This window comes from Vibrio sp. 2132-1, from assembly GCF_033344315.1.
In genome coordinates this window covers 19,535-32,315 of record NZ_JAWPON010000029.1, presented here as the reverse complement: position 1 = coordinate 32,315, position 12,781 = coordinate 19,535, and the positions used below count along the sequence as shown (strand labels likewise).

General features: G+C 43.3%; 16 protein-coding genes. 7 read left to right on the top strand and 9 right to left on the bottom strand.

Features of this window, described 5'->3' with window-relative positions; all coding sequences use genetic code 11:
- Window positions 1-136: 136 nt before the first annotated feature.
- Window positions 137-745: a hypothetical protein gene (locus R8N47_RS22385; protein WP_064354553.1), complete on the bottom strand. Its 609-nt coding sequence runs from the start codon at window positions 743-745 to the stop codon at window positions 137-139.
- A gap of 191 nt (window positions 746-936) precedes the next feature.
- Between R8N47_RS22385 and R8N47_RS22380 the strand changes: the two genes are divergently transcribed.
- Window positions 937-2,046 carry a 1-acyl-sn-glycerol-3-phosphate acyltransferase gene (locus R8N47_RS22380; protein WP_005385027.1) on the top strand — a complete coding sequence of 370 codons (1,110 nt, stop codon included), beginning with the start codon at window positions 937-939 and terminating at the stop codon, window positions 2,044-2,046.
- Between the two features lie 73 nt (window positions 2,047-2,119).
- On the opposite strand, the gene R8N47_RS22375 is transcribed toward R8N47_RS22380, so the two are convergent.
- A complete protein-coding gene (locus R8N47_RS22375; RefSeq protein WP_005375305.1) occupies window positions 2,120-2,719 on the bottom strand; it encodes a hypothetical protein in 600 nt (199 codons plus the stop codon).
- A gap of 319 nt (window positions 2,720-3,038) precedes the next feature.
- On the opposite strand from R8N47_RS22375, the gene R8N47_RS22370 reads away from it, so the two are divergent.
- Entirely contained in the window at window positions 3,039-3,311 is a 273-nt protein-coding gene (locus tag R8N47_RS22370; protein WP_005375306.1) for a YnjH family protein, read from the top strand.
- Between the two features lie 88 nt (window positions 3,312-3,399).
- On the opposite strand, the gene R8N47_RS22365 is transcribed toward R8N47_RS22370, so the two are convergent.
- Window positions 3,400-3,699 (bottom strand): YfcZ/YiiS family protein, encoded by a 300-nt coding sequence (locus R8N47_RS22365; RefSeq protein ID WP_005375307.1) that lies wholly within the window; start codon window positions 3,697-3,699, stop codon window positions 3,400-3,402.
- A 607-nt stretch (window positions 3,700-4,306) separates the two neighbouring features.
- On the opposite strand from R8N47_RS22365, the gene R8N47_RS22360 reads away from it, so the two are divergent.
- Window positions 4,307-4,768 (top strand): TetR/AcrR family transcriptional regulator, encoded by a 462-nt coding sequence (locus tag R8N47_RS22360; protein ID WP_005385033.1) that lies wholly within the window; start codon window positions 4,307-4,309, stop codon window positions 4,766-4,768.
- Window positions 4,769-4,880: 112 nt separating this feature from the next.
- Here R8N47_RS22360 and R8N47_RS22355 read toward each other — a convergent pair whose 3' ends face one another.
- Genes R8N47_RS22355 through R8N47_RS22330 form a run of 6 tightly spaced genes read right to left on the bottom strand, consistent with a single transcriptional unit; the run spans window position 4,881 to window position 9,462 of the window.
- Complete coding sequence (locus tag R8N47_RS22355; protein ID WP_005385036.1) at window positions 4,881-5,663, bottom strand: heme ABC transporter ATP-binding protein; 783 nt, start codon at window positions 5,661-5,663, stop codon at window positions 4,881-4,883.
- Window positions 5,663-6,700, bottom strand: coding sequence for a FecCD family ABC transporter permease (locus tag R8N47_RS22350; protein WP_053350537.1), 1,038 nt, complete (start codon window positions 6,698-6,700; stop codon window positions 5,663-5,665). The genes R8N47_RS22355 and R8N47_RS22350 overlap by 1 nt, the downstream gene beginning before the upstream one ends.
- A 9-nt stretch (window positions 6,701-6,709) precedes the next feature.
- Entirely contained in the window at window positions 6,710-7,579 is an 870-nt protein-coding gene (locus R8N47_RS22345) for a heme/hemin ABC transporter substrate-binding protein (protein WP_053350536.1), read from the bottom strand.
- 28 nt (window positions 7,580-7,607) lie between these two features.
- Complete coding sequence (locus R8N47_RS22340) at window positions 7,608-8,021, bottom strand: ExbD/TolR family protein (protein WP_053350535.1); 414 nt, start codon at window positions 8,019-8,021, stop codon at window positions 7,608-7,610.
- Window positions 8,018-8,716 carry a MotA/TolQ/ExbB proton channel family protein gene (locus tag R8N47_RS22335; RefSeq protein ID WP_005375324.1) on the bottom strand — a complete coding sequence of 233 codons (699 nt, stop codon included), beginning with the start codon at window positions 8,714-8,716 and terminating at the stop codon, window positions 8,018-8,020. The genes R8N47_RS22340 and R8N47_RS22335 overlap by 4 nt, the downstream gene beginning before the upstream one ends.
- Entirely contained in the window at window positions 8,716-9,462 is a 747-nt protein-coding gene (locus R8N47_RS22330) for an energy transducer TonB (protein WP_064354554.1), read from the bottom strand. Before R8N47_RS22330 ends, R8N47_RS22335 begins: the two co-directional genes overlap by 1 nt.
- A gap of 160 nt (window positions 9,463-9,622) precedes the next feature.
- On the opposite strand from R8N47_RS22330, the gene hutW reads away from it, so the two are divergent.
- The 4 genes from hutW to R8N47_RS22310 all read left to right on the top strand — a co-directional run bounded on the left by hutW (window position 9,623) and on the right by R8N47_RS22310 (window position 12,749).
- Window positions 9,623-10,993 carry a heme anaerobic degradation radical SAM methyltransferase ChuW/HutW gene (gene hutW / locus R8N47_RS22325; protein WP_064354555.1) on the top strand — a complete coding sequence of 457 codons (1,371 nt, stop codon included), beginning with the start codon at window positions 9,623-9,625 and terminating at the stop codon, window positions 10,991-10,993.
- A 32-nt stretch (window positions 10,994-11,025) separates the two neighbouring features.
- Entirely contained in the window at window positions 11,026-11,529 is a 504-nt protein-coding gene (gene hutX / locus R8N47_RS22320) for a heme utilization cystosolic carrier protein HutX (RefSeq protein WP_064354556.1), read from the top strand.
- Between the two features lie 56 nt (window positions 11,530-11,585).
- Window positions 11,586-12,116: a heme utilization protein HutZ gene (hutZ, locus tag R8N47_RS22315; protein WP_005375331.1), complete on the top strand. Its 531-nt coding sequence runs from the start codon at window positions 11,586-11,588 to the stop codon at window positions 12,114-12,116.
- Between the two features lie 96 nt (window positions 12,117-12,212).
- A complete protein-coding gene (locus R8N47_RS22310; protein ID WP_042521559.1) occupies window positions 12,213-12,749 on the top strand; it encodes an ATP:cob(I)alamin adenosyltransferase in 537 nt (178 codons plus the stop codon).
- The last annotated feature ends 32 nt before the right edge of the window (window positions 12,750-12,781 follow it).

The window sequence follows — 12,781 nt, the reverse complement described above, 5'->3', positions numbered from 1 at the left end:
TTAAAATACAAAACGCCCGATGAAGTACATCGAGCGTTTTAGTTAAAAAGTGTCAACCCATATCAGGACGGGTCAAATCTACTTTCTGTGTCCGTAATTCTACGTAATGCTGAACACGTAGCTTGTTGAAGAGCAGTTATAGCGCTTCTCCAAAGACTAAAAAGCAAAGCTGTTCATATTCTTCGGTGTTACCAGCAAAAAGAGAGTCAACAATTTGCTCTTCCTTCTTCCCCGACAGTTTCATTTTTCTTGCTTCACGTAGTGTTAGTACCAAGCAAAGCTCTTTAGAAATATTCATGTCACAGCCAGGAGTCCACTGATTGATGGCTCTTGTTAACGTTGAGTGCGCTAGTTTAGGAGACAGCGTCAATACTTCATGTCTTACTACTGTCAGTAGATCGGTTTGCAGATCCGAGCGTTCGGCTGTTGTTGCTAGCTTCTCGACGAGCGCTTTTAGTAGCGGTGAAGGCTTCACAAAGCCCGCCTGTTGTGAGAACTCGTCATTTAAACGCACAGAAAAATCACAACGATATACACGAGAATTAGGTAAAAAGGTGAGGGAGCTCAAACATCCTTGAGGAATCCAAAAATATTGGCCTGGTTCAATGGCATACTCCTGCTTACCCAATTTAATGACGGCTAACCCTTCGATGACAGATAGTAGACTGTGCTTCAGTGCTTTTTTACGCGCAGCTACATCAAGAAAGGGGTATTTAGCGTCGTGAAATTCAATTGCGTAGTTCATTATGAGTACCAGTGTTTTTTGGCGCTAAGGGTAACGTTAAACCCATACGATTCCAACCTGCTGAGAGAATTTTTTAGCATGATAAATGGTGGCTTAACTGGTATGACCATGTTAAAAGTATGGGTTGAAATGCTGCTTGTCAGCAAAACTATGCGTAAAATGTGCCAGCTTTTTTTGATATGTAATGAACAATGACAGCCAATACCGATCCTTATATTGAAATTCGTCCTTACAACGACGAAGAAATTCCAGCAGCGCTGGATCGTCTAATCCAAGATGATGAATTTATCACTGCTATCCTAGAACATCGCTTTGCTAATAAAGCAGCGTGGTTCAAAACGCTAATGAGCCCGATCCTGCGTATCTACCTGAAAGCTAAGTGGAGCAAGCTTGATTCTGTCGAAGCAATTCAGATTGAAGTGAAGAAGTATCTGAAAGATACATTGAATAAGACAACGGATGGCGTCACTTTTTCTGGTTTGGATAAGCTGGATAAAAACACGTCATACCTATTCGTTTCTAACCACCGTGATATTGCGATGGACCCTGCGCTCGTAAATTATGGCTTGTACCAAAGTGGGCACCGTACAGTTCGTATAGCGATTGGCGATAACCTGCTGAAGAAGCCATGTGCGACAGAATTGATGCGACTCAATAAGAGCTTCATCGTTAAGCGCTCTGCTAAAGCGCCTAGAGAAATGATGAAAGCATTGGGACAATTGTCAAGCTATATCAAACATTCGCTTGATACTGGCAATTCAATTTGGATTGCCCAAAAGGAAGGTCGTGCTAAAGATGGAAACGACTTTACTGATCCTGCGATTTTAAAAATGTTCCATGTTGAAGGTCGTAAACAAAAGATCAGCTTTGGTGAGTACACGCGTTCTCTGAAAATCGTTCCAGTCTCGATTGCCTATGAAAATGATCCATGTGACATTGCCAAAGCAAAAGAGCTGTACGAAAAAGCAGAAAATGGCCGCTATGAAAAAGGCGAATTTGAAGATATCGAAAGTATCATTCAAGGTATCGTTGGCTATAAAGGCCGTGTACATGTTGCGTTTGGTGATGTGATTGAGCAAGAGTTTGAAACGCCGGAATCTCTTGCTGGTGAAATCGACCGCCAAATTCACAACAACTACAAGTTGTACCCAATCAACTTGTTAGCTGCTGGGCATGAAGATTCGAGCATCATTACGGAAGCGGTTAAGCGTCATCTCGCGGATAAGTTGGATCAGCTACCTGAAGGCGCAAGACCTTATTTGGTGGCGAGCTATGCTAATCCTGTGAATAACCAAGAGTAATCTTCGTCACTGAACTCGTTGATTCAGAATGCCTTAAAGCCTCGGTCTGCCGGGGCTTTTGTTTATCTGCTCTTTAAGGTGCGACGGCACCACCAAGGGTTAAATTGCTGGGCCATTTTGTGATCCTGTTACCACCTAAATAGATATTCCCTTTCACCGTCATTGTGTCTGGAAATACTTTCAGCGCTGATCCTCCAATATAGAGATTACCATCAACCACCAATCCTTCAGGAAGATCAGAAATGGGAGTGCGAATAACACTTAGATCACCTTTTACTCGAAGTTTAGCTGGAAGCGCTTTTAACGGTGTATCTGTCAGATTTAGGTAACCGCCTAGTTTGATGCCTTTAGGCCAGTTTTCGATCTTACTACCTAGTAGGTTTGCATAGCCTTTTATCTTTGTTCCTGAGCGAATAACTTTGAGTGCGCTGTTAGTTGCTTCCAGACTACCTTCAACATCAAGCCCTTTAGGCAAGGTTTTGATAGGGGTTTGTGAGATGTTTAAGTTGCCCTTTACCACTAGGCCAGAGGGTAGTTGGGTGTAAGGCTTGTTTCTAAGATCAAGATTGCCGTAATTATCGATGTGACCAAACTTAGAATAGTAATCTAGCTCATATGCCAAAGGAGATGAGCAGAGTAGGATTGAAGTAAGGCATAGGGAAACAAAACGCATAGTCAAAGAGTTAGTTAAATACCGAGATCAACAGGTGCTTATCTTATACTTAAATAAACCTATTATGCATTTTTTGCTCACAGTTTTTGATTCATAACTTAAATATTCAAATTAGAGATGCACGCTAAAAGTGTGCGCTTCTTTACTGCGCTAAGTAACTTCAAGCTTACTAAAATGAGATAAATTAAATGATTGAATGTGAAGCAGACCCAAGTGTAGAGGTGAGAAAAATATCAGTAGATATTTGAATAATATGAGATTCTTCCAAGAACTTCACAAAGGTCCTTGTTAGTATTATTGAGGTTTGAGGGAGATTTTCATGAAGTTAAAAAGTGTATCTATTTTTACCGCTGGTGTTTTTGCAGTACTGCTGTCGGGTTCCGTTTTTGCTAAATCATACAGTACACCAGAAAACAAAGCGCTAATAGTTGCTGACGGTAAGGTAGGTCAGCGTATCTGTTACTACGATGATAAAGCCTACACCACAGGGGCCGTGATTAATGTTGAAGGCGTATTACTGATGTGTACCGCTGAGAACGATTTTGAAACCAATGGCTCGTTAAAGTGGGTCGTGTTCAAAAAAGATAAATAAACGCGCCGAAGTTGTCTGTTTCATTTAGAGCGGTTTAAGATTAAGAGATTGGAAAAATAAAAAGCGAGCATCATGCTCGCTTTTTTCATTAACGCGCGAGTGAGCGAGTTTTTAATTCAAAGATAAGTTTTTCAGCACTTACTTCAAATTTGAATCGAGCCGTCGCTTGGTTCGATTCTTCGGTTATTTCTGAAACATTGTATTCAACATCAGCACATACTGATTTAGCGAGCTCGATGTATTTTTGTAGTTCAGACTCTAGCTCTGTTTTTGTCTGTGCGAAAACCGTTACGTCGGCAACTTCGTCACCTTCTTTGATGATAAAGCCAATCTCGCCAGCACAGCCGCAGGCCTCACATACTTGGTTTTTTTCTAATTCGACACTCATAACGAATCCTCTTGTAAATACTAAGGGTATTCTATCAGGTATTTGATCTGTATCTACAAAAATGACGACTTTTGCGTAAAAAAGGAACAGAATAGGCACTTGTTAAGTAAGGGTTAAAGATTGGATTACTAAATCATCAAGAACGTTAATGTGATATATATCAACATTTAAAATCAATTAACGAATATAGTGACGAGATTTTGCTCAGTCCAGTTGAACTAATGGTTAATTTATAAGACTATTTCTTGATTGATTATTTTTAATAATTATCATTCTTGGTCTTTGAATAGTTTCGATGAATAATTGGCGCAAGGTTTTGATGAGACTAACTTTTCGCCTTATTTTGAGTAGCATGTATTGACAAAAACATAACTGAAAATTACACATTACGCAGTGTAAAGACGTTATGGTTTGGAACTCGACATGATATTAAATAGTCGCAATACATATACCCAAAGCGCTTTCAAGTGCAGCGCTTAGCAACCTGATTTCTAGGTTTTCGCTAATCGAACCGCATCGGCGAGCCGGGTATAATGCTAAGAATGATTTCATTCTGGCCTCATTTAATAGTGAGTTAGATGGATTTACAAAGAGAAGAGCTTAAAATATGCCAAAGCGTAGTAAAGAAGATACCGAAATCACTATCCAAAAGATCATGGATGCCGTTATTGATCAGCTACTCAGATTAGGTTACGACAAAATGTCGTACACGACGCTAAGCCAGCAGACAGGTATATCGCGTACCGGTATTAGCCACCACTTCCCTAAGAAAACGGACTTCACCGCCGCACTGGATGGCCGTATCTTTAAAATGTTTATTGAACACTTAGAGTTTGATAAAGGATTAAATGCATTTTCACAAAGTTGGATTAAAGCGCTGGAAGATGCTGAGTTTCTCGCGATTTTACGACTGCTATTCCATCACATTGTCACCGCTGAAAATGCGCAAGAATTTGCTGCTAATGGTATTGACCGCTTATACAAAATGGTTGAAAGCCAGTTTGGTGCGGGTGGTGACAAAGAGCTTGAGTGGTTGATTGGTCGATCATTGATCCAAATGAGCAAGTAATAGCCTTTAAAGCACCAAATTCTGCCACTATCAAAGCAAAGGCCCGCAATTCTCATATTGCGGGCCTTTGTCGTATCAAAGTGTTTTAGAGACGGCTTAGAGGAGATACGCTTTATGCTGCGGCATGCACTTGAGGGAAGTCTAGCGTCGGATGTTTTGTCACAATAGATCGATAGCCATAAACTTGCTCAATGCGCTCTGACGTTAGTGCATTCCATGGCGTGTCATCACAAACTAGTTTCCCGTTATGCAAGAGTACAAGGCGGTCTGCGTACTGAGAGGCTAGATTCAAGTCATGTAACACCACAACCACCGCTGCGTTTTGTGCTTTTGCCGTTTCACGAGCAATCTTTAACGTGTTGTGTTGGTGGGCGAGATCCAACGCTGAGGTAGGTTCATCAAGCATTAAGATTCGTTTTTCGCCAGATTGATGTAGTTGTGTCATCACTCGTGCTAGATGCAGTCGTTGCTTTTCTCCACCAGATAAAGACGGGTACAGGCTTTCTGCTAAATGCAATACGTCGGTTTGTTCCATGTAATGTAAAGCCAGTTTAGTGGTTTCTTTATTGGACAGTGATAGCGGTATTGCCCCCAGCTCTACTACTTCTCTGGCTAGAAATGGGAAGGTTAAGGTGCTGTGCTGCGGGAGCATTGCAATATGTTTGGCGCTTTTTTCAGGCTCCCAATCATGCTTTTGTTTACCGAAGTAGGTGATGTGATGATTCGAAGAGATCTCACCGCATAGAAGCTTGAGTAAAGTACTTTTACCTGCGCCATTGGGGCCGAGTAGGGCGGTCACTTCACCAGCTCGGATATCAATGTTGATGTCATCGAGCACCACACGGTTGCCATACGTCATCGAAATGTTTTTCCCCGATAAAACGATCTGGTTCATTACAAAATCTTCCCTTTTTGCTGGAACAATAAGTAGATGAAAAAGGGCGCGCCAATCAATGCGGTCACGATTCCAACTGGTAATTCAGCTGGTGCCACGGCAACACGAGCAAACATATCTGCGGCAGTAAGAAGCAGTGCTCCCATTAAGGCAGATATTGGTAATAGCGTTCGATGGTCAGGCCCAGCGAGCATGCGCCCTAAGTGAGGAATCACGAGCCCAATAAATCCAATTGCACCACTGATGCTCACCGTAATACCAACACCCAGTGCAGAAAGTAAAATAAGCTGACGTTTGAGTTTTTGAACCGGAACTCCTAAGTGTCTTGCTTCTGATTCCCCTAACAACAGAGCATTCAGCGCCATCGACTTCTTCTGAAACCAGAGCAATAGGATGACGAGTGTTATAGCAGATAGAGCAATCCCTGACCAATTTGCACCAGCTAATGAGCCCATCGACCAAAGCGTCAAATCTCGCAGCATCTGATCATCTGCGATAAAGTTCATGTAGCCAATCGCAGCCCCCGAGAGCGCGCTGATGGCAACGCCGGCTAACAACATAATTGTAACTGAGGTACCAAACTTACTTGTGCCGAGTTTATAAACGAGAATAGTCGTTAGTGCACCGCCAAGGAAAGCAAAAAGAGGCAGAGCCGCTAAGTTCATTAGTTGCGGATAGTTTTGGCTAAATTCAGCAAATACAACAATAGCGAATGCACCACCAAGAGCAGCGCCAGCAGACACACCAATGATACCAGGCTCGGCTAATGGGTTACGGAACAAGCCCTGCATAACCACACCACAAATTGCCAAAATGGCGCCGATGAACATACACAAAATGGTGCGAGGCAATCGGATTTCGTTAATGACCAACTGAATGTGAGGAGCGAGATCAGAACTGCCTCCCGTTAGGCTACGCAAACTGTCAGCAAAGCTAATGTTCATTGGGCCAACGGTAATAGAGGCGATAGCAATAAATGCTAAAAATCCACTAAGCACTGATAACGTCGTTGAAAGGGGGATGCGTCTTAACAACATGTCATGTCTCTATGGGTAAAGCAGTGCATTCAAGCGTTTAGCTTCTGCAAGGCTTTTAAGGCCCAAACCACCTACCAGAGCATGGCCATCAATCGTTATGATGTCTTTGTTCTTTCCAGCGGGTGTTGCAGCAAGAAGCGGCATTGCTTTTAAAATTGCATCGGCACCACCCAACGTTTCATAGCTGCGACCACTAACAATAATCACGTCAGGCTGCATCTCTACCATCGCTTCTGTGGATAGAGGCTTGTAAGACGAGAGTTGTGTAGCGGCTGGGTTTTGTCCGCCGGCGAGTTGAATAATTGCATCGGGTGTCGTTTGTGAGCCCGCAACATTTGCAGGTCGCCCTTCATGGATCAGCAGAAAGAGCACTTTCTTTTTCTTTGCTTGATTAGGCTGGTTTGCATTGAGTGCTTGTACTTGCGCCTGGACATCTTGCTTTAAGCTTTCAGCTTGAGCCTTGCGATCCATAAGGTTCGCAATTTGATCAATACGTTGATAAAGGCCCTCGACATTTGCATCAGTATTAACAATTTCTACATCTACGCCAGCCGATTTCAATTGGCTCAATGTTGTTTTCGGCCCCATCTCATCAGAACCAATGACTTTTGTCGGACGTAAGGCGAGCAACCCCTCCGCTGAAAGACGACGATGGTAGCCCACTTTAGGCAGTTCCATCCCTTTTGGTAATTGACTGGTGACGTCGATAGCAACCAAGCTATCTTTAGCGTCGAGTTCAAGCAAGAGTTCAGTGACGGCGCTGCCTGCGCTAACAACGCGCTCTGAGGATGGCGTTGCATTGGCAAAAAGTTGACTACTCGCAAGTAGGGAAATAGCTGCCGTGACAACAGCATGAATAGTGATGCGTGTGTTCTTCATTTTGAAAGGATCTCTATCTTACTTATTTTTATGATGGCTCTTCAGTGAGTAACTGAGTTGCTTGAATTCCGTTTTCTTGTAAAAAGCCGAGAAGTTGTACTAGCGACTGAATATTCGCGGTTTTTTCTGCTCCAATTACAATCGGTTTATCGCTTGACTTACTCTCTTCTAACAGCGCGAGGGTAAAGTTGTCCCAATCGATATATGTCTTGCCGTTAATAGCCCAGTAAGGCTCGTCTTTAAGAATATTTACCGTGATGGATTGCTTATCGACATCTGCAACAGCCTGAGATTCTGTGCTCGGTAAATTGACGTCTAATGAATCGAGTTTGACCGCTGCGGTTAACATCAGGAAAACCATGACGATAAAAATAATGTCTAACAGCGGTGTTAAATCGGGGGTTAAACCGTTACGACTATTATCTTGTGGTGTTTTAATCATTTAGTTGCTGCCTCAATCTTCTCAGAAGAGCGCAGTGTTACTTTTGAGTGGTCTGGCGAGACATGCTGTAACGAGATACCTTCAAGCCATAAGTTGACGTAGTTTAAAGTGTGCTCAAGCTTGGCGATTACACGATCCGCCCACAAACCAATGATCTGCGCTCCTGAAATGGCAGGAAGTGCGATAATGAGACCCGCGGCAGTGGTGCGCATAGCAAGACCTAGGCCGTCAGCCAAATCATTCGGAGTGATATTCCCCGTTGAAACCGCGATGCCTTTAAACATGTCAATTAAGCCAAGTACCGTACCAAGCAAGCCAATTAAAGGGCTGATGACGCCAATCAGCGTCAGCAAACGAAGGCCGGAATGCAACTGATGGCGTTTTTCTTGCAGCCAAATACCTGCGGCATCTTCTCTTAAAGATTTCGAGAAAGAATGATGAGCAAGCAACATCGCAACACCACGGTACAGAAGCGGCCGCTTATTCGACAACTCTTCAGCAAGTGCTTCAAGTTCGCTCCCATTTGTTGGGTCTAATCCTGTGAGCTTTTGGCGAATGGCTCGCTTTCCTACACCAAGGCTAATTAACACATGGAATAATCGCTCGGCGATGATCATCACGGTTAGAGCTGAGCAAATGATCAAAGGCCATGTCATCAGCCCAAATTGAGTTTGTAATTCTTGTAGTTGTTCCATTATCCATCCAACTTAAAACGAACAGGTACTTGTACTCGGTGAGCGACTTTTAGCCCACCTGAAATATGTGGTGTAAATTGCCACTGTTTGATCGCACGAAGTGCTGAGGCATCTAGCGACTCTGTGCCGGAAGACTCAATCAAAACCTGTTTAATCTGGTTACCATTCTCATCTAGCCATATCTCATACAAGGCTACACCTTCAATACCGCGTCTTTGTGCAGACCTTGGGTAACGGGGTTGTGTTGGTTGACTCACAAACGTTGGTTTGTCGACCAAGACAGGCTGAGACGTTGCCCCTTTGGATTGGCTCGCAGGTGCGGATTGTTGAGCTACCGTCTCTTTCTTCACTGGTTCCGTTTTTTTCTTTGGTTTCGCTTCGGGCTGAACCTTTTGCTTTGTTACGGTTTTGGTGGGCTCGACCGCTTTAGGTTTAGATTGTTTAACCGGTTCAGGTTTTTTCTCTACTACCTTCTTCTTAACAGCGTCTTTCTTGACGACCTGTTTTTTTACAATCTTCTTTTCTGGTTCAGGTTGGTCTTGAGGCTGCTGCTCTTTTGGTGGTGCTACATTTTCTGGTGTAGATTTTTCGACAGCTGGAGGAGCAGACACAAGATTTAGACTTACCGAACTTGCTGGGTTTCCAGCCGGCATCGCGAACACCTTTGTCTCTTGAGAAACAAAAAGAAGTGCGGCATGGATGGCAAGGGAAGCACCTCCTGCAATGACATATCTTTGTACGTTCACGGAATATCTCGGGAAACTATGAAAACTTGGTCAGATTATTACTTACAATGGAAATAAGATCAATTATCAATTGCATTATCATTACGCTCAAATTATGATTCTTGCAGAATTTTTAAGATCAGCTTCCATCCCTTACATGATGGGAGTTAAGCGAGTATATATGAGCGTCGATATCGATAAGCTTGATGAATCAGTGTTGGGCAGTGATAGTCCTGATCCATTGCGATTTGCTTTTGTTAAGAAGCATTCTGCACATGCCGGGGGAGCGAGCGTACCTGTGCCCTCGTCTCAACAACAGGCGATTTTTTCGAGTATTACGGCTAACTCAATTAAAGCGACCAATAAGCGCTGTCTTTATATTCATGTTCCGTTTTGTCGCGTTCGTTGCACTTTTTGTAACTTCTTTCAAAATGCTGCAAGTCGCACACTGGTTGATGAGTACTTTGAAGCATTAATGCAGGAGCTTAGAGAGAAAGCGGCATTACCTTGGACACAAAATGGTATTTTTCACGCCGTATATATCGGGGGCGGAACGCCAACGGATTTATCTCCAGTACAGGTTCGTGTGTTAGGCCAGGCTATCCGAGACCACTTTCCTTTGGCTGCAGACTGCGAAATCACCTTAGAAGGTCGCATCAATCGTTTTTCTGATGAGTTGTATCAAGGCGCTTTAGAGGGTGGGTTTAATCGTTTCTCTTTTGGTGTGCAAAGTTTTAATACACAAGTGCGCCGCAGCGCAAAACGTTTAGATGATAGGGAAGATGTACTCAAACGAGTGAGCGAGATCGCCAAAGAAGACAAAATTCCGGTCATTATCGATTTACTCTATGGCTTACCTTATCAAACCAAAGAAGTGTTAGAGCAAGATCTAAATGATTTCCTCTCGACTGGCGCACACGGACTGGATTTGTATCAGTTAGTGGTTGGTGGGTCAGCTCCCATGCTCAACCTCGTAGAGAAGGGAAAAATCCCGCCACCTGCGACCACACCAGAAAAAGCGGGAATGTATGAGCTCGGTGTGAACTTTATGGCCAAACACCATATGAAGCAACTTAGCGTGAACCATTGGGCAATCGATAACCGCGAGCGTAGTTTATACAATAGTTTAGCCAAGACTTATGCAGAGGTATTGCCAATTGGCTGTGGTGCTGGAGGTAATATCGGTGGCTACGGGATGATGCAACACCGCACACTAGAGACCTATATTAAAGCGGTCAAAGAAGGTCAAAGCACCATCGCGATGATGATGAAACAAAGCCCTCTAGAACCACTTTTTTCTGCACTCAAATCTGCGTTTGACCGTGGCATTGTTCAAGCAAATCAACTTCCATCATTTATGGGAGAGGACGCGTTCGGGTTTTTATTGCCTCTATTTAAAGTGTGGCAAGCGAAAGGCTTAGTACAGCTACATGAACGTAGCGCAGTCCTTACTCTTGCAGGCAGCTTCTGGGCAGTGTCATTGGCTCAAAGTTGTATTCAGGTACTCACATCAGAGATGAACGAAACCGTACCGAAAGCATCCAATAATTAATGAAAACAAATTGAACAAAAACGGAAGACACAATGGAATCAATCAAGCAACAAGTTGAAGTATTACTAGAGCAAGAACCACAATTATTGCCAGCTGCGATGGCAGAGCGTCTTGGCATTTCCGAGTTTGAGGTTGTTGCGGCTCTACCTCAGGAAATGGTGGCTATTGCACCAGGAGAGCAAGCGCAAAGCATCTTAGAAAGTTTGGTTGGTTTTGGCCCGGTGACGACCATCGTCCACTCTTTTGGTTCTATCTTTGAAGTTAAAGCGCCGTTTCCAAAAGGAAAAGTGGCGCGTGGCTATTACAATTTAATGGGTAGAGAAGGTGAACTGCACGGCCACCTTAAATTAGATAACGTTAAAAATGTCGCATTAGTCAGTAAACCGTTTATGGGTAGAGAGAGTCACTATTTTGGTTTTTTCTCAGAGTGCGGAAGCAATATTTTCAAGGTTTATTTAGGCCGTAACGAAAAGCGCGAGTTGATTGAAGAGCAAGCCACCGCATTTCGCGCCCTACAAGCCGAATTAAAAAAGTAATCACAAACATAATCGAGGCTTAACTCGAATACTAATTAGTAAAGTCAGGTATCAATATGGATCAACAAGTTAAACAAGAGCGTTTGCAAGGTCGTTTAGGGCCAGAGATCAAAGAGTTCCGTCAGGAGCGCCGTACACTTCAGCTTGCAACTGTCGATGCAGAAGGTCGCCCGAATGTAAGCTACGCGCCTTATGTCCAAAACCAGGAAGGTTATTTCGTTCTCATTTCTAAAATCGCTCGTCATGCCCGTAACCTTTTAGAAAATCCAAATGTTTCATTGATGATGATTGAAGATGAAGAGTCTTCAAAGCAGTTGTTTGCTCGTAAGCGCTTAACTTTTGATGCGGTAGCAAATGTAGTTGAGCGAGACACAGAGATGTGGCAACAAGTTGTTGGACAAATGAAAGAGCGTTTTGGTGAGATTATTGATGGTCTAAGCCAGCTAGAGGATTTCGTTTTGTTCAACTTAAAGCCAGAATCGGGGCTATTTGTTAAAGGTTTTGGTCAGGCGTATCAAGTGTCTGGTGATGATTTAGTAGATTTTGTTCACCTTCAAGAAGGTCACAAGAAAGTCGAAAGTGCCTGATTGTAAACCGATCATATGAATGTCGATCATTTGGCATAATGAACGTTTAAAGGGAGTTAGGTTATACTGACTCCCTTTTTATATTGGAACAAAAGCATGAAACCTGTAAGCAAGGAATTGAGCGAGATTTGCTATCCGTTTATTTACGAGGACAGTCCGGTTTGTGACTTTGAAATTACAGCAGATGAACTTTGTAGTCGTATTGGCCTTGTTCTCGCTATGGAGTTGGACGAGTTTAGCCGTGATATACTGACAAGAATACAGCCTAATGTTTATCATCTAAATGGTTCGGTTCGCGGAAAATTAGCGATTACAGAGACGGAAGTTGAAGAGTTAAAGGCCGATTATGCTTTGCTCAAGCAACGCATTGATGGTGGCTTCAAAGGCTTTGTTCTACCCGGAGGACACCCGGCAGCCAGTCAATTGCATTTGTGCCGTTGCCAAGCTAAAAAAACGGTACGAGCATTAGTTGCCGTTGAACATACAGGTAAGAAGCAGCCCGCACCTATTTTGTTTCGATACGCGAACTTATTAGCGAATGTACTTTACAGCCTAGCTTCTTATATTAATCATACTCATCAAGTCAAAGAGACGGAATTCGTTTCTCGTAGTTACGCGATGCCAAAGAAGTGAGCTGAGAAATTAGCGGATGTGAGCATCAGGGG